Here is a 16,220-nt window from a genome sequence, read left to right on the forward strand (position 1 = left end):
GTCGACAGGGTAGGAGAGCTGCGCCGCGCGATGTGGGACATCGGGCAAGCAGCTCGACGCATCCTGTCGGCGCCACAGCGTCGCCCGAAGGGTCGCCCCCAGGCGCGCGCCCGCGTTGTCAAAGACCGAAGCGCGTAGTACCACTACGCGCTTCGGTCTTTTCCTAGCGGATCGCATCACCTGGGAGCGACGCAGGCCGTGACCCGGTGAGAAATGCGGGCTAGGTACGTCCCGGCAGGGGGTGCGGCATGAACCAGGCAGCGTACAACAGCGCCGGCGGCAGCGGCTCATGAGCGCCCAGGGCGGGCAGGGGGCGGCCGCGGACGAGGTCCATGGGCTGGCGCCCGAACGCATCCGGGCTGTCGTCAGGGCGTTGGGCGAGGGCCGCGTCGAGCAGGCCGTGGAACTGGTCGAGCCGCTGCACGCGGCCGATATCGCCGATCTCATCGATCTTGTCGGAAGGCCTGAGCGGCGCCTGCTGGTCGAGGCCATGCGCGGCGTGCTTGATCCCGAGGTGCTGGCCGAACTCAGCGAAGAGGTGCTGGAATCGGTGGTCGAACAGCTCGGCCCGGCCGACGTTGCGGCGGCCGTCACCGAGCTCGAGACCGATGACGCGGTTGACCTGTTGGAGGACCTCGACGAGGCCGGCCAGCGCCAGGTGCTGGACGCCGTGCCGGTGCCCGAACGGGCCCACATCGAGGCGGCGCTGGCCTATCCCGAGGATAGCGCCGGCCGCCTCATGCAACGCGACTTGATTGCCGTGCCGGCCTTCTGGACGGTCGGTCAGACCATCGACTACATGCGCGAAAGTGATGACCTGCCCGATGAATTCTACGAAATCTTCGTCGTCGACCCGACCCACAGGCCGATCGGCACCGTGCCGCTCAACCGCATCATGCGCACCAAGCGCCCGGTGCTGGTCCAGGCCATCATGGAAGCCGAGCCCATCCGCGTCGAAACCGACACCGACCAGGAGGAGGTGGCCTACCTGTTTCAGCAGTACGACATGGCCTCGGGCGCCGTGGTCGACGCCTCGGGACGGTTGATCGGCGTGATCATGGTCGACGACGTTGTCGACGTCATCCACGAGGAGGCCGAAGAGGACATCCTGCGTCTGGCCGGCGTCTCCGAGACCGACATCAACGCCAGCATTCGCACCACCACCCAGCGCCGCTTCATCTGGCTGCTGCTAAACCTGGCCACGGCGATCCTGGCCTCGGCCGTGATCGCCCAGTTCGACGCCGCCATCGAGAAGATCGTGGCGCTGGCCATATTGATGCCCATCGTCGCCTCGATGGGCGGCAACGCCGGCACCCAGACCATGGCCGTGGCGGTACGCGGCCTGGCTACCCGCGAGCTGACGGTGACCAACGCCCGGCGCATCGTCGACAAGGAACTGGTGGTAGGCTTTTTCAACGGTGCCGTGTTTGCCTTGCTGGTCGGACTGGTGGCCGGTTTCTGGTTCACCGACGCGGCACTGGGCGGCGTGATCGCCGCGGCCATGGTCATCAACATGCTGGTGGCGGCGCTGTCGGGCATTCTGGTGCCGCTGGGCTTCGACCGGATGGGCGTCGATCCGGCGGTGGCGAGCTCGGTCTTCGTCACCACCATCACCGACGTGGTGGGGTTCCTGGCCTTTCTCGGGTTGGCTGCTGGATTTCTGCTCTAGCCGGTTGCTGGGAATTTTCTCGGCGCCACGCTAGGCTGGTAGCGATCGATAGCTGGTTTCGCTCGCCGGCCCGGCATTTTGCCGGGCGGTCAGGGACCAGAACGGGAAAATGAGCAAGAGCAAGTTCGATAATATAGAGGTCGTGCTCGGCGATGCCATGCCGATGTCGCGGCGCACTGTGACGGGGATCTTGCAGAACCTGGGGTTCCGCGGGGTGAGCTATTTCAAAAGCGTCGAGGAGCTGCGCCAGCATTTTGCCGAGACCGAGGTCGACCTGCTGGTCTGCGACCTCGACTTGCCCGAGGGCAGCAGCGTCGAATTGTTCCACGAAATCCGCCATGGTTCGGCCGGCTCGGACCCTTTCGTGCCCATCCTGGCCTATACCTGGGAGCCGCGACAAGAACTCGTCGAGGCGGTCATCAAGGCCGGTGCCGATATGCTTTTGACCATGCCCATGTCGGTGAGCAAGATGGGAGACGGCCTCAACGCGGTCATCGAACGGCGCCGCCCCTTCGTCGTCACCACCGACTACATCGGCCCCGACCGCCGCACGGGCGAGGAGCGCGAGGAGGAAGAGGAGGAAATCCCGGTCATCGCGGTGCCCAATGCCCTGCGCCGCAAGGCCACCGGGCAGCCCGACGAAGTGCCGGTCGAGGAGTGCCTGCGCCGGGTTCAGGAACAAAAGGTCGAACGCCACGCCTACCAGGTCGGCTACCTGACCAACATCATTCGCGAGCACTTCTCGGGCCAGACGCCGGACAAAGCCATAACGGCGCATATCGAGCGCCTGGGCTTCGTCGCCGCCGATCTGCGCCAGCGCATCGGTGACACCCGCTTTCGCCACCAGGCCGATCTCTGCCAGACTATCGTCGGTGTTGCCGAGAACCTGGCGGCCAACCCGGGCGGCGTGGTCGATCGCGACCTTCAGTTGCTCGACCACCTTGCCACGGCCATCGAGTTGGCGGTGAATACCGATGACGACGCGACGCTGGAAGCGGCCGGCGAGATCTCCTCGGCCATCCGCCAAGCCCAGGGCTAGCGCGCCCAAGCCAGGCGCTGGCTGACCTGTGACTCGGGCGGTCGCGGACGCCAATCGTGGCTGGCGGCGAAATTGCGGAAAAGACTGGCCGGGCTGTCGTCCGGGCCGTTGTCCGGGCTTGGGCGCCAACAAAGCCCGAGCGTGCGGCCCATGGCGATGCCGCCCACCGGCAGCGCCACGACGCCAGGGGCGTGGAAGCTGTCGGGCATCAGGGCGACGCCGACACCGGCCGCCACCAGGTTCAGCACCCAGTCGTCCTGATCGCAGCGCTGCACGATGCGGGTGCGCACGCCATGGGCGTCGAACAGCCTGATCAGGTCGGCCAGATAGGGGCAGTGGCGGCGCAGCAGGAAGGGCTGGCGGTGCAGATCTGTCAGCGCCAGCGCCGGCTTGCGCGCCAAGCCATGGTCGGCCGCCGTCATTAGCACCAGCTTTTCGCGATAAAGCGCCAGGCTTGCAAAGCCCTGGTTTTCGAACCCGGCGCTGCGGCCGTCCTCCAGCGTCGTCAGGGCGAGCTCGATACGGCCCTGTTCGAGCCAGGCCAGCAGCTTCTCCGGCGCCGCGTCGCTCAGCTCGACGCTAACGTCGGCGTGGGACTTCCGGAAATCGGCCAGCAGCGCCGCCAGGCGGGCGACAGGGAGGGCACGCAGCGTGCCCAGGCCGAGGCGGCGTTCGGTAACGCCATGGCCAAGCTCGGCGCGGGCCAAGTTGCATTCCGCCACGATCACCCGGGCGTGGTCGAGGAAGCGGCCGCCGGCAGCCGTCAGGGTGGCGCGCCGACCGCGTTCAAAGAGCCGCGCGCCCAGGTCCAGCTCAAGCTTGGCGATGCCGGCCGACAAGGTCGGCTGGGTGACGTGCACACGTTCGGCGGCGCGGGTGAAATTGCGCGTCTCGCTGACCGCCAGGAAATAGCGGATCTGGTAGAGATCCATTTATAGACAGTATCAATTATAGTTATCGAAACAAATGATTTTTTCTATAATCCCGGCCCGGCTAATATCATCCTTCCGCAGCACAGGATATCCGCCATGAGCGAGTTCGTGACCACCCACCTTGGCGTCGTCTATCCCTGGCAGCTCGATGCCATGGGTCACCTCAACGTGCAGTTCTGCGTCGCCAAATTCGACGAGGGCACCTGGAACATGTTCTTCGAATTGGGCCTGACGCCGGAGTATTTCGAGGGCGCCGGCTGCGCCATGGGGGCGGTGCAACAGAACATCACCTATCGGCGCGAGCTGCGAGCCGGCGAACTGGTCGAGATCGAAACCGGCGTGCTCGAGGTCGAGAGCCGCAAGATCCGTATCCTGCACCGCATGAGGCGACGCTCCGACGGCGAGGTAGCGGCCTGGTGCGATCTCCTGGGCGTTCACTTCGAGCGTCAGAGCAGCAAGTCCCGTCCCTTTCCCGAGGCCATCACCGCCCGCGCCAGCGAGCTGATCGTGGCCGACCCCCGAACCTGAAACCGCCCACCATCTGCCGGAATTCGTCATGCCTGTCCTCAGTCCCCGCGATCCCGATTTCGCCCGCCGCGTGGCTGCCAGCTTCGAGCGCCAGGCCTTCATGCGCCATATCGGCGCCGAGTTGGTAGCCGTCACCCCCGGCGCTTGCGAGATCGCCCTGCCCTACCGTCCCGAGCTTTGCCAGCAGCACGGCTTTTTCCACGGTGGCGTGGTCTCGACGCTGGCCGACAACGTATGCGGCTACGCTGCTTTCAGCCTGGCCGGGGCCGAGGATTCCATCCTCACCGTCGAGTTCAAGGTCAATATCCTGAGCCCCGGCCAGGGCGAGCGTCTGTTGGCGCGGGGGCAGGTGGTCAAGGCCGGCCGCACCCTGACCATCAGCGAGGCCCGGGTCTACAGCGTCGTCGAGGGCCAGGAGACGCTCTGCGCCGTGGCGCTGGAGACCCTGATGCCGCTGGCCGATCGGGCTGACGAACCGGCCACGGGGACAAAATCGGCGCTAGCCGCCTGAGGGCGTACCCGCCACCCTTCGCATTTGCCGCCAGCGCGGCTAGAGTCGCTACGGCCAAACCCTGGAGTTCGCCATGCTGCCCAATACGCTGCCCAGCCTCGACTTCAATCTCGGCGACAGCGCCAACCTGCTGCGCGATTCAGTGAGCAGTTTCGCCGCCGACCAGGTGGCGCCGCGGGCCGCGGAGATTGATCTTTCCAACGAGTTTCCGGCCGAGCTCTGGCCCGCCATGGGGGCGCTGGGGCTCTTGGGCATCACCGTCGATGAAGAATATGGCGGCGCCGGCATGGGTTATCTCGAGCACATCGTGGCCATGGAGGAGCTGAGCCGGGCCTCGGCCTCGGTGGGGCTGAGCTACGGGGCGCATTCCAACCTCTGCGTCAACCAGATCCGGCGCAACGGCAGCGCCGAACAGAAGCGCCGCTACCTGCCCAAGCTGATCTCCGGCGAACACGTCGGCGCCCTGGCCATGAGCGAGCCCGGTGCCGGCTCCGACGTGGTCAGCATGAAGCTGCGCGCCGACAAGCGCGGCGACCGCTATGTTCTCAACGGCAGCAAGATGTGGATCACCAACGGCCCCGACGCCGATGTTGCCGTGATCTACGCCAAGACCGACATGCAGGCCGGTCCCCACGGCATCACCGCCTTCCTGGTCGAGGGCTCGTTTGCCGGTTTTTCCAAGGCCCAGAAGCTCGACAAGCTGGGCATGCGCGGCTCCAACACCGGCGAGCTGGTGTTCGAGGATTGCGAGGTGCCGGCCGAAAACGTCATGGGCGGCGAGGGTGATGGCGTCAAGGTCTTGATGTCGGGGCTCGATTACGAACGCGCCGTGCTGGCGGCCGGGCCGCTGGGCATCATGCAGGCCTGCCTGGACGTGGTCGTGCCCTACATTCACGAGCGCGAGCAGTTCGGCCGGCCCATCGGCGAGTTCCAGCTGATGCAGGGCAAGCTGGCCGACATGTACACCACCATGAACGCCTGCCGGGCCTACGTTTACGCCGTTGGCCAGGCCTGCGACCGTGGCCAGACCACACGCAAGGATGCCGCCGGGGCCATCCTTTATGCCGCCGAGAAGGCGACCTGGATGGCGCTCGAGGCCATCCAGTGCCTGGGCGGCATGGGCTACGTCAGTGAAAGCCCCACAGGCCGGCTGTTGCGCGATGCCAAGCTCTACGAGATCGGCGCCGGGACCTCGGAAATCCGGCGTATGCTGATCGGCCGCGAGCTCTTTAACGAAACCGCCTGACGGAGAAAACAGTGAGTCTGAGCGAAGAGCAAACCATGATCCGCGACCTGGCCCGGGATTTCGCGCGCAATGAGCTGGCCCCGCATGCCGCCGAGTGGGACCGCACCGGGCATTTCCCCGAGGCCGAGATCACGCGGCTTGGCGAGCTCGGCCTGATGGGCATGTTGGTGCCCGAGGAATGGGGCGGCGCCGGCGCCGACCACGTCTCGCTGGCCCTGGTGATGGAGGAGATCGCGGCCGGTGATGCCGGCGTCTCGACGACCGTCAACATGCAGAACTGCGTCGTCACCAAGCCGGTCTACGAGTGGGGCAGCGAGGAACAGAAGCAGCGCTACCTGCGCCGGCTGGTCAGCGCCGAGCTGCGCGGCGCCTTCATGCTGACCGAGCCCCACACCGGCTCCGATGCCTCGGCCATCAAGACCCGGGCGCGGCTCGAGGGCAACAAATACGTGCTCAACGGCAACAAGCAGTTCATCACCTCGGGCACCACGGCGCACCTCGCCATCTGCTTCGCCGTGACCGACGAAAGTGCCGGCAAACGCGGCATCAGTGCCTTTCTGGTACCCACCGACGCACCCGGCTACAAGGTGTTGCGCACCGAGGTAAAGCTGGGCCAGAACAGCTCCGACACCTGCCAGGTGGCGCTCGAGGATCTCGAGCTGGGGCCCGACATGATGCTGGGCGAGCCGGGCCAGGGCTACCGCATTGCGCTGGCCAATTTGGAATGCGGCCGCATCGCCATCGCCGCCCAGGCGCTGGGCATCGCGCGGGCGGCCTATGAGGCGGCGCTCGAGTATGCCGGCGAGCGCGAAACCTTCGGCCAGGCCATTTTCGAGCATCAGGCGGTGGGCTTCAAACTGGCCGACATGGCGACGGAGCTGGAGGCGGCGCGGGCCCTGATCCACCATGCGGCGCGGCTCAGGGACGGCGGCCTGCCTTCCATCAAGGAGGCCTCGATGGCCAAGCTCTTTGCCTCCGAGATGGCTGAGAGGGTGTGCTCGGCGGCCATCCAGGTGCATGGCGGCTACGGCTATCTGCGGGACTTCCCGGTCGAGCGCCACTACCGCGATGTGCGCATCTGCCAGATCTACGAAGGCACCAGCGAGATCCAGCGCCTGGTCATTGCCCGGGCCATCCGGGAAGAATAGCGTAGCGCTTGTCTCACAATATCTTGGGGTAATGTGTTGGCGTACCACAAAATATTGTTGACAGTCCGCCGTCCAGCCCTTACAAGAGCGGCACAGGTGCAGAGACACGGGAACGCGTTGACCTGACGCTGACCGCCCGGCAACCAAAGACGCTTCGCGTCCCAGGGGCCGGGCGGTTTGCATTTGCGCCGCAACAGTGCAGCGGAAAGGCGGCGGGGGGAGGGGGGCCAAAATAGGTGAGAGGCGACAGGTGCTCAGACACGGGGTCGTTGCAACGTGCTCCGGAGAACACTCCTGACGCCTCTCCGGCCAGTCCACCCGAAGGCTTTCCAACCTAGCCACGCTACCCGAAGGCCTCGTGACCCGACCGATCCGCCCGAAGGCTTTTCGATCTGGCCGATCCGCCCGAAGACTTTTCGACCGGGCTGGTCCACCCGAAGGCTTTCCAACCTAGCCACGCTGCCCGAAGGCTTCGTGACCTGGCCGATCCACCCGAAGGCTTTTCGACCCGGCCGATCCACCCGAGGGTTTCACGACCTGGCTGGTCCACCCGAAGGCTTTCCAACCTGGCTGGTCCACCCGAAGGCTTTCCAACCTAGCCGATCCACCCGAAGGCTTTTCGGCTTGGCCGATCCACCCGAGGGTTTCTCGACCCGACCGATCCACCCGAGGGTTTCACGACCGGCACCGATCCAAATCCGAAGACCCATCACGGTGCAACTTCATACTCAGTTCTTTCGTTGGGAAGAGCAAGTCCAAAATAATGGCTGGCCGACATTTCTTGTGGATAACTTGTGGATAACTTTGTGGTATCTTGTGAGCATTGTGTTGTTTGTTCAAAGTGCAGAAATGACAGTAATATTGACGCTTTGCCGGACCGCCCTGTAGAGTCCGATTCGCGGTGGCCGCCGCGAGCAAATCCTTAACGGTGGAAGCAGCGATGGGCGGTTGGATCGAGACCTACCGGGGGGCAGTCTGGCCACGGGACTGCGATGTCGTCGAGCACATGACGATCTCGGCCTACGTCGAGCGCTTCGGCGATGCCAACCTGGCGCTGTTCGAGGCGGTGGGCATGGGATTGGGCTACATGGAGCGCGAGCGCCGGGCCTTGGCGGCGGTCGAAGCCAACGTGCAATTCCACCGTGAACTCAGGGTCGGCGACGTCATGCACGTGGAGGGCGGCATCACCGGCACGGAAGGCAAGATCGTTGGCATCGGTCATCGCTTGATCGATTCGGCGAACGGCGAGGTGGTGACGTCTTACCGGCAGAAATCGGTGCATTTCGACCTCGATGCCCGCAAGTCGGTGGCGCTGAGCGGCGATCGCCGGCGGGCCCTCGAGGCGGCCCGGGTCGAGTGGGCCGAGCCCTTGCCCCAAGTGCGTCCCTATCCCGCGGACGACACCGGCTTCTTCGCCACTGCCCGCGACACCGCCAAGCCCTGGGAAATAGACATCCTCGGGCACCTCAGCTTCCACTTTCATGTCCAGCGTTTTTCCATGGCGGCGGGCCAGGCCCTGGCCGCCATGGGCATGAACGGCGAATATCTGCGACACAGCCGCCACGGCATGTCGACCTTCGAGATCGAGCTCAAGTTCCTGCGCGAGGCTGGCGCCGGTGACCTGCTGAGCATCCGCAGCGGCCTCGTCCACCTGGGTGCCACCTCGTTCCGACTGGTCCACCACATGGTCAACGAACGCCTGGGCACGCTGGCCGCGGTGATGAGCCAGTTTGGCGTGCATCTGGACATGGATGCGCGCCGGCCGGCGCCTTTTCCGGCCGAACTGCGGGCGCGCTGCGAAGCGCTGCTGGTCGGCGCCTGAGAGCCGGATATGGTTGAAGCGGTCGAATGCGTGGTCGTGGGGGCCGGCGTGGTCGGCCTGGCGCTGGCTCGGGTGCTGGCCCGGCGGGGCCGCGAGGTCTTGGTGCTGGAGGCTGCCGCCGGCATCGGCAGCGCCACCTCCTCGCGCAACAGCGAGGTCATCCACGCCGGCATCTACTACCCCCGGGACAGTCTCAAGGCGCGGCTCTGCGTCGCCGGCAGGCAGGCGCTCTATCACTTTTGCCGCGACCGCGGCGTGCCGCACAAAAGGCTCGGCAAGCTCATCGTGGCCGGCCACGAGGATGAGTTCCAAGGGCTCGAACGTCTGCGCCAGTCGGCGCTCGGCAACGGCGTCGATGACCTGGTGTTCTTGCCCGCGGACGAAGCCCGGGCCTTGGAGCCCGAGCTAGCTTGCGCCGGCGCCCTGCTCTCGCCGTCGACCGGCATCATCGATGCCCATGCCCTGATGCTGGCGCTGCAGGCCGAGGCCGAGGCCGGTGGTGCCGTGATCGCCCTCAAGAGCCCGCTGCGGGGCGGCCAGGCGGGCGGCCAGGGTTTCTGCCTGCGCGTCGGCCTGGCTGATGGCAGCGACTATGCCCTGGACTGCCGCTTGCTGGTCAATTCCGCCGGTCTTCAGGCCCAAGAGGTCGCCGCCGGCCTGGCCGGGCTGCCGGCGACCAGCATTCCGCGGCGCCATCTCAACCGGGGCTGCTATTTCGCGCTACGTGGCGCCTCGCCCTTTCGCCACCTGATCTATCCCCTGCCGGGCAGCGCCAGTCTCGGCGTCCACCTGACCATCGACCTGGCCGGGCAGGCCCGCTTCGGCCCCGACCAGGAATGGATCGATAGCATCGACTACGAGGTCGACCCGGCCCGGGCCGAGGGCTTCTACGCCGCCATCCGCGGCTATTATCCGGCCCTGGCCGAGGGCGCGCTGAGCCCGGCCTACGCCGGTATCCGACCCAAGCTTCAGGCGCCCGGCGAAGCGGTGGCCGATTTCATCATCCAGGGTCCGGCCGAGCACGGTTTGGCCGGCCTGGTCAATCTCTACGGCATCGAATCGCCCGGCCTGACCGCGGCGCTGGCCATCGCCGACCATGCCGCGGAACTGGTGGGAACAGGGGTCTGATCGCTTGCGCCCCGGCCGGCCCATGGGATAGGTTGCCCGCCAGGTTATCCAGGATAAATGGATCATGAGAATCTGCCTCTTGATGGTGGCGCTGGTGCTGTTCGTGGCACGGCCGGCGGTGGCCGACGACTACGAGCAGTGGTTGAACGGGGCGACGGCGATCCGGCTCCCCAGCGAAGGTGAATGGCGGGTGCTGTTGGGTGCCGGTGGCGGTTTCGCGCCCAACTATCCGGGCTCCGACGAATATGAGGTGGTGGCCCTGCCGCTGATCGACATCGAGTGGCGCGGCGCCGTCTTCCTCAGCACCCAGCGCGGCCTGGGCTACAACATGGTGCGCAAACGCGACACCATGGCCGGCCCGCGGCTGACCTGGGACCGGGGCCGGAATTCCGCCGACAACGCTACGCTGAGCGGCCTTCCGGACATCAAGGCCAGCCCCGAGCTGGGTCTTTTCTTCAAGCATTTCAGCGGCCCCTGGCGCTTCACCGGCGACATCCGCATGGGCCTTACCGACAAAGGCAACAACGGCGTCTCGGGATCGTTCGGCACCGCCCTCGGCGGCCGCCTGAGCGAGCGTGCCAGCCTCTTTCTCGGTGCCGACCTGCGCTGGGGCGGCAGCGACTACATGAACGCCTACTACGGCGTTTCAGCCAGCAATTCCGCCACCAACCTGGCGACCTTCAGTGCCAGCGCCGGGATACGCGACATAAGTGCCTTCGCCACCGCGGTCTACCTCTTCAGCCCGCAGCTCTACCTGGCCGCCGAAGGGCGGCTGCAGATGATCGTCAGCACGGCCGCCGAGAGCCCGTTGACCAAGGCCAGCGAGCTTCTCTTCGTCGGCACCACGGTGGGATATCTGTTCTGATCCAGCGGCGATTCGTTGCGTCGGGGAGTTCCGCCGGGGCCGAAAGTTAGGCCCCCGGGGAGCCTCGCGAACGATTCCTGCGAATCCCGTCGGCATCGTTTAAATAATTGAAAATAAGGATATTTTTGCCTAAATAAACTATGTGGCGGGGTGGCGGCAACGTCCGGGGCGAAGCCTGAACGAAAGGGCCGGCCATGACCGTCATGAGCAATCGCGACTTTGCCGACCACCAAGAGGTGGTCTTCTTCAACGACGGCGAAAGCGGCCTCAGGGCCATCGTCACCATCCACGACACCACCCTGGGCCCAGCGCTCGGCGGCTGCCGCATGTGGCCCTACGCCAGCGAGGACGAAGCCCTCACCGACGTGCTGCGGCTGTCGCGCGGCATGACCTACAAGGCGGCCATGGCCGGCCTCGAACTGGGCGGCGGCAAGGCCGTCATCATCGGCGATCCCCGGCGCCACAAGACCACCGCCCTGTTGCGCCGTTTCGGCCGCTGCGTCGATACCCTGCAGGGGCGCTACATCACCGCCGAGGACGTCGGCACCTCGGTCGAGGACATGGATGTGGTGCGCCAGGTCACCGACCACGTGACCGGCCTCGGCGGCCTCAGCGGCGATCCTTCGCCGGCCACCGCCTGGGGCGTCTTCAGCGGCATCCGCGCCGCCGTGCGCCACCGCCTGGGCAGCGACGACCTCGGCGGCATCACGGTGGCGGTGCAGGGTTTCGGCCACGTCGGGCGTTGGCTTTGCCGCTATTTGCATGAGGCCGGGGCCAGGCTGCTGGTAGCCGATCTTCGCGACCAGGCGCTGGAGCAGGCGGTGGCCGAGTTCGGTGCCGAGATCGTACCCCTTGATCGGATCCTGGCGGCCCAGGCCGACGTGCTGGCGCCCTGCGCCCTGGGAGCGGTGTTCGACGACGTGACGATTCCCACCATCCGCGCCGGCATCGTCGCCGGGGCCGCCAACAACCAACTGTCCGAGCCGCGCCACGGCGAGATGCTGCACCGCCACGGCGTGCTCTATGCGCCCGATTACGTGGTCAATGCCGGTGGCGTCATCAACATCACCTACGAGCGCCCGATCTATGATCGCGAGGCCGCCTTCCGCCACATCGGCGGCATCTACGAGACGCTCACGGATCTTTGGCGCCGCGCCGAAAGGGCCGGGCTGGCGCCCGAGCAGATGGCCGACCGCATCGTCGAAGAACGTCTGGCCGCCAAGCGCGGCCTGCCGGCACAACTCGCCGCGGCGAGTTGATTCTTGTTGGACCCTCACCGGGCGGGCGCATCCGCGCCCTTGGCCTCCGGCTCCCGTTCCGGGGGCCGGCTTAGCGTCGTTGGCAAAGCGTGGTTTTTGCTGCTTGGTCTTTTATTGCAACGGGAGCGACCGCGACCCGCCGCTGCTGCGGCGCGCCCGCGCAGGCAGCGGACCGAAGGTCCGCCGCCGTGAGCGACAAAAACGTGAGCGGATCTCATCACCTGAGATCCGTTCAGGCGTCGTCCGAGAGCGACAGCAGGTCGGGGTTGCCGCCTGAGGCCGTGGTGTTGATGGAAATCGAACGCTCCTGTGCGAAGCGCAGCAGGTAGTGCGGCCCGCCGGCCTTGAAGCCGGTGCCCGAAAGGCCCAAGCCGCCGAAGGGTTGGACGCCGACCACGGCCCCCACCATGTTGCGGTTGACGTAGGTGTTGCCGGCCTGCACCAGGGCGTGGATGCGCCGGGCGAAGGCCTCGATGCGGCTGTGGATGCCCAGCGTCAGGCCATATCCCGTTCCGTTGATGGCCTGGCAGACCGCTTCGATGTCGTCGCTGCGGTAGCGCACCACGTGCAGGATGGGCCCGAAGACCTCGCGCTCCAGCACCTCGATACCGGGGATCTCAAAGGCCTGCGGCGGCACGAAAGTACCGTGTCGGCAGCTCGCCGGCAGGACCGAGCGGTAGAGCAGGGTGTGTTCGGCAGCCATGCGCGCGGCGTGGGATTCGAGGCTTTCTTGCGCCTCGGCATCGATGACCGGGCCGATGTCGGTCTCCAGCAGCGCCGGATCGCCGATCGCCAGCTCGGCCATGGCGCCCACCAGCATCTCGATGGTGGGTTCGGCGATTTCGTGCTGCAGATAGAGCACGCGTAGCGCCGAGCAGCGTTGGCCGGCGCTGTGGAAGGCCGATTGCACGACGTCGGCCACCACCTGTTCGGTCAGGGCCGATGAATCCACGATCATGGCGTTCTGGCCGCCGGTCTCGGCGATCAGCGGCACGATGGCTCCAGGGCGCCGGCTGAGGCTCTGGTTGACGGCGCGGGCGGTATCAACGGAGCCGGTGAAGGCTACGCCCCCGATGCGCTGGTCGGCCACCAGGCGGGCACCGACGGCTTCGCCCGGCCCCGGCAGCAGTTGCAGCACCCCGGCCGGCAGCCCGGCGCGCTCAATCAGGCTGAGCGCGAGCGCAGCGATCAGCGGCGTCTGCTCGGCCGGCTTGGCGATGACGGCGTTGCCGGCCGCCAGGGCGGCCGCGATCTGGCCCGTGAAGATGGCCAGCGGGAAGTTCCAGGGGCTGATGCAGAGGAATACCCCACGGCCCTGCAGTTCCAGCCGGTTATCCTCGCCGGTGGGGCCCGGCAAATCCCGCGGCACGAAGTCGCGGCGCGCCTGGGCGGCGTAGTAGCGGCAGAAATCGACGGCCTCGCGCACCTCGGCCAGGGCGTCGCCCAGCGTCTTGCCGGCTTCGCGCACGGCCAGCGCCATGAGTTCCGGAAGATGCGCCTCATAGGCCTCGGCGATGCCCTCGAGGATGGTGGCGCGGTGCTCCACCGGCGCCCTGGCCCAGGACGGCGCCGCCTGCCTGGCCCCTTCGAGCGCCGCTTCGACCTCGGCATCACCGGCTTCGACCACCGTGCCGACTTGGCGCCGGTGGTCGGCGGGATTCTTGACCGGCCGGGCCTCGCCGGCCGCGGCCTGGCCGCCGATCAGTGGGCCGGCCTGCCAGGGCCCGGTCAGGGCGGCCTGCAGGTCGCTGTCGAGCTGCGCCAGCACCAGGGGGTCGCTGAGATCGAGACCGCGCGAGTTCCGCCGCTCCTCGCCATAGAGCGCGGTGGGCAGCACGATGTGCGGATGGGGCCGTTCCTCGAGCCCCTCGAGGGCCGCGACGGGATCGCCGATGAGGTCATCGATCGGCGCCTCTTCGTCGACGATGCGGTTGACGAAGGAGGAATTGGCACCGTTCTCCAGCAGCCGGCGTACCAGGTAGGGCAAGAGCTCCTCGTGGCTGCCCACCGGGGCATAGACGCGGCAGCAGACGCCGTCGCCTTCCAGGGCGGCCCGGTAAAGCGCTTCCCCCATGCCGTGCAGGCGCTGGAATTCGTAATCCCGGCGATCGCCCGCCAAGGTGGTCACGGCGGCGATGGTGTGGGCGTTGTGGCTGGCGAACATGGCCCGGAAGGCCTCAGGCCGTTGCAGCACGTAACGGGCGCAGGCCAGGTAGGAAACATCGGTGGCCAGCTTGCGGCTGAACACCGGATAACCCTCGAGGCCGCGTTCCTGGGCGCGCTTGATTTCGGCATCCCAGTAGGCGCCCTTGACCAGGCGCACGGGCAGCGCCGTGCCGTGCAGGGTGGCCAGGTCGGCGAGCCAGGCAAAGAGCGGGAGCGCACGCTTGAGGTAACACTGTACGGCGATGCCGAAGCCGTCCCAGCCGGCCAGGGCGGGTGCTTGCAGCGCGGCCGCGAAAACGTCGAGCGTGAGGTCCAGGAGCTCGGCTTCCTCGGCATCGATGGTGATGCCGACATGGACGGCGCGGGCCTGGCTGGCCAGCGCTACCAGCTGCGGCACCAGTTCGTCGAGCACCCGGCGGCGCTGGGCGAAGGCGAAGCGGGGATGCAGGGCCGAGAGCTTGAGGGAAAGGCCGGGCCGGGCCAGCACGTCGTCACCGTCGGCTGTTATGGCCCCGACCACGTTGATGGCCTGGGTGCAGCGCTCGACATGGTGGGCGGCATCGGCGGCTGTCAGGGCGGCTTCGCCCAGCATGTCGAAGGAATAGCGTTCATAAGGTGCGGCTTCGTCGCCGGCCCGGGCTACGGCTTCCTCGATGCTGCGGCCAATGACGAACTGGCGGGCCATGATGCGCATGGCCTGGAGCATGGCCTGGCGGATCAGCGGCTCGCCGCTGCGTGAAATCAGGTGGCGGAAAAAGGCCCCTAAATCGTGCCCCTGTGCGGCCTCGAATTCGATCACCCGGCCGGTCAGCATCAGGCCCCAGGTGCCGGCGTTGACAAACAGCGAATCGCTCCGGCCCAGGTGGCTGAGCCAGTCGGCGCCGCCGAGCTTGTCGCGGATCAGGCGGTTGGCGGTAGCGGCATCGGGAATGCGCAGCAGCGCCTCGGCCAGGCACATCAGCACCACGCCTTCGTGGCTGGAAAGCCCGTACTCGTGCAGAAAGGCGTCCAGGCCGCCGCTGGCCCGACGTTCCTCGCGCACCGCCCGCACCAGGCGCCGGGCCAGGCTCTCGGTCCGACTCTGCTGCTCAGGCGACGGCCTAGCGGCCGCCAACAGGGCATCGAGGGTGGCGCTTTCGTCGGCCCGGTAGGCCGCCGTCACGGTCGTTCGCGAGTCGCTGTAGTCCGGTCCCTCGTCGGCAAAGATCATGTTCTAGATGTAGGCTCGTGCGAGCCTTCACTCAAGCTTTTGCGGGCTAGAGCATTTCAAGGTTGCGCCGTTACGCTTTAGGCGGCGACCGCCGCCCGCCGGTCGTCCGGCGCGCCCGCGCAGGCGCGGACCTTCAGGTCCGCTGCCGTGAGCGAAAAAAACCTAGAGTGGATCTCATCAAATGAGATCCACTCTAGAGCAGCCCAAGTTCCCGGAGGTTGTCGGCCAACTCCGGCGGCAGTTCGTGGCTCGGGTCGTTGCTGGCCAAGTCGGGCGGGGTGTCGGCGGCCTCGAGGTAGCGCCAACCCTGGTGCGGCCGTCGGGGCTGGGGTTCGGTGCGAATGTTTTGCGGACTGAGCACCAGTTCGCAACGCCGCACGCCGTCGGCGTCGACGATGCGCTCGATGCCGACGATGGGCTGGCGCACCCTGACGAAGCGCTTGATGATCCAATAGAGCGAGCCGCCAGCGAGGATCTCGGCGGCGCGGCGCGGGGTGTGGCGGGTGCGGTGCACCAGACGGGGCTCGCGGCCCTGGCGCCGGGCCTCGGCCAGGCGGGCCGCCTGGAGCCGTTCGAGCTCCGAGACGTGGTCGATGCCGACACACATTTTTAGCAGATTGAGTGCCATCGCCCCGAGCGCCGAACCCCGTCTTGCAAGCTGCCCATAGATACACCAGCAAGCGCCGGCGGCGCCACC

General features: G+C 66.9%; 13 protein-coding genes. 10 read left to right on the forward strand and 3 right to left on the reverse strand.

Features of this window, described 5'->3' with window-relative positions:
* Positions 1-289 precede the first annotated feature (289 nt).
* Together mgtE and QGG75_08065 are read left to right on the forward strand one after the other, a co-directional pair.
* Positions 290-1,669, forward strand: coding sequence for a magnesium transporter (mgtE, locus tag QGG75_08060; GenBank protein MDP6067190.1), 1,380 nt, complete (start codon positions 290-292; stop codon positions 1,667-1,669).
* Between the two features lie 109 nt (positions 1,670-1,778).
* Complete coding sequence (locus tag QGG75_08065; protein ID MDP6067191.1) at positions 1,779-2,708, forward strand: response regulator; 930 nt, start codon at positions 1,779-1,781, stop codon at positions 2,706-2,708.
* On the opposite strand, the gene QGG75_08070 is transcribed toward QGG75_08065, so the two are convergent.
* Complete coding sequence (locus QGG75_08070; GenBank protein ID MDP6067192.1) at positions 2,705-3,640, reverse strand: LysR family transcriptional regulator; 936 nt, start codon at positions 3,638-3,640, stop codon at positions 2,705-2,707. The two genes, QGG75_08065 and QGG75_08070, sit on opposite strands and share 4 nt — an antisense overlap.
* Before the next feature lie 96 nt (positions 3,641-3,736).
* Here QGG75_08070 and QGG75_08075 point away from each other — a divergent pair, with 96 nt between their 5' ends.
* From QGG75_08075 to QGG75_08110, 8 genes are all read left to right on the forward strand, one after another.
* Positions 3,737-4,168: a thioesterase family protein gene (locus tag QGG75_08075; protein ID MDP6067193.1), complete on the forward strand. Its 432-nt coding sequence runs from the start codon at positions 3,737-3,739 to the stop codon at positions 4,166-4,168.
* Between the two features lie 28 nt (positions 4,169-4,196).
* Positions 4,197-4,679 carry a PaaI family thioesterase gene (locus QGG75_08080; protein MDP6067194.1) on the forward strand — a complete coding sequence of 161 codons (483 nt, stop codon included), beginning with the start codon at positions 4,197-4,199 and terminating at the stop codon, positions 4,677-4,679.
* Positions 4,680-4,752: 73 nt separating this feature from the next.
* Positions 4,753-5,925, forward strand: a complete 1,173-nt coding sequence (locus QGG75_08085; GenBank protein MDP6067195.1) for an isovaleryl-CoA dehydrogenase — start codon at positions 4,753-4,755, stop codon at positions 5,923-5,925.
* Between the two features lie 11 nt (positions 5,926-5,936).
* Positions 5,937-7,073 (forward strand): acyl-CoA dehydrogenase family protein, encoded by a 1,137-nt coding sequence (locus tag QGG75_08090; GenBank protein MDP6067196.1) that lies wholly within the window; start codon positions 5,937-5,939, stop codon positions 7,071-7,073.
* A gap of 940 nt (positions 7,074-8,013) precedes the next feature.
* Positions 8,014-8,895: a thioesterase family protein gene (locus tag QGG75_08095; protein ID MDP6067197.1), complete on the forward strand. Its 882-nt coding sequence runs from the start codon at positions 8,014-8,016 to the stop codon at positions 8,893-8,895.
* A 9-nt stretch (positions 8,896-8,904) separates the two neighbouring features.
* Entirely contained in the window at positions 8,905-10,023 is a 1,119-nt protein-coding gene (locus QGG75_08100) for an NAD(P)/FAD-dependent oxidoreductase (GenBank protein ID MDP6067198.1), read from the forward strand.
* A 64-nt stretch (positions 10,024-10,087) separates the two neighbouring features.
* Positions 10,088-10,888: a MipA/OmpV family protein gene (locus QGG75_08105; GenBank protein ID MDP6067199.1), complete on the forward strand. Its 801-nt coding sequence runs from the start codon at positions 10,088-10,090 to the stop codon at positions 10,886-10,888.
* Positions 10,889-11,082: 194 nt separating this feature from the next.
* Positions 11,083-12,147 (forward strand): Glu/Leu/Phe/Val dehydrogenase dimerization domain-containing protein, encoded by a 1,065-nt coding sequence (locus QGG75_08110; protein MDP6067200.1) that lies wholly within the window; start codon positions 11,083-11,085, stop codon positions 12,145-12,147.
* Positions 12,148-12,379: 232 nt separating this feature from the next.
* On the opposite strand, the gene putA is transcribed toward QGG75_08110, so the two are convergent.
* The gene (gene putA / locus QGG75_08115) at positions 12,380-15,523 is read right to left on the reverse strand and encodes a bifunctional proline dehydrogenase/L-glutamate gamma-semialdehyde dehydrogenase PutA (GenBank protein ID MDP6067201.1); all 3,144 of its coding nucleotides are present in this window, start codon (positions 15,521-15,523) and stop codon (positions 12,380-12,382) included.
* A gap of 193 nt (positions 15,524-15,716) precedes the next feature.
* On the reverse strand, positions 15,717-16,151 hold the full coding sequence (locus tag QGG75_08120; protein MDP6067202.1) for a DUF1489 domain-containing protein: 435 nt from the start codon (positions 16,149-16,151) through the stop codon (positions 15,717-15,719).
* Between the last annotated feature and the right edge of the window lie 69 nt (positions 16,152-16,220).

The organism is Alphaproteobacteria bacterium (assembly GCA_030740435.1).
Lineage (GTDB): Bacteria > Pseudomonadota > Alphaproteobacteria > UBA2966 > UBA2966.

What these genes read in the sequence shown, in the direction of transcription:
- mgtE (MDP6067190.1), top strand. Translation starts at nt 290, where the DNA reads ATGAGCGCCCAGGGCGGGCAGGGGGCGGCCGCGGACGAGGTCCATGGG.
- QGG75_08065 (MDP6067191.1), top strand. Translation starts at nt 1,779, where the DNA reads ATGAGCAAGAGCAAGTTCGATAATATAGAGGTCGTGCTCGGCGATGCC.
- QGG75_08070 (MDP6067192.1), bottom strand. Translation starts at nt 3,640, where the DNA reads ATGGATCTCTACCAGATCCGCTATTTCCTGGCGGTCAGCGAGACGCGC.
- QGG75_08075 (MDP6067193.1), top strand. Translation starts at nt 3,737, where the DNA reads ATGAGCGAGTTCGTGACCACCCACCTTGGCGTCGTCTATCCCTGGCAG.
- QGG75_08080 (MDP6067194.1), top strand. Translation starts at nt 4,197, where the DNA reads ATGCCTGTCCTCAGTCCCCGCGATCCCGATTTCGCCCGCCGCGTGGCT.
- QGG75_08085 (MDP6067195.1), top strand. Translation starts at nt 4,753, where the DNA reads ATGCTGCCCAATACGCTGCCCAGCCTCGACTTCAATCTCGGCGACAGC.
- QGG75_08095 (MDP6067197.1), top strand. Translation starts at nt 8,014, where the DNA reads ATGGGCGGTTGGATCGAGACCTACCGGGGGGCAGTCTGGCCACGGGAC.
- QGG75_08100 (MDP6067198.1), top strand. Translation starts at nt 8,905, where the DNA reads ATGGTTGAAGCGGTCGAATGCGTGGTCGTGGGGGCCGGCGTGGTCGGC.
- QGG75_08105 (MDP6067199.1), top strand. Translation starts at nt 10,088, where the DNA reads ATGAGAATCTGCCTCTTGATGGTGGCGCTGGTGCTGTTCGTGGCACGG.
- QGG75_08110 (MDP6067200.1), top strand. Translation starts at nt 11,083, where the DNA reads ATGACCGTCATGAGCAATCGCGACTTTGCCGACCACCAAGAGGTGGTC.
- putA (MDP6067201.1), bottom strand. Translation starts at nt 15,523, where the DNA reads ATGATCTTTGCCGACGAGGGACCGGACTACAGCGACTCGCGAACGACC.
- QGG75_08120 (MDP6067202.1), bottom strand. Translation starts at nt 16,151, where the DNA reads ATGGCACTCAATCTGCTAAAAATGTGTGTCGGCATCGACCACGTCTCG.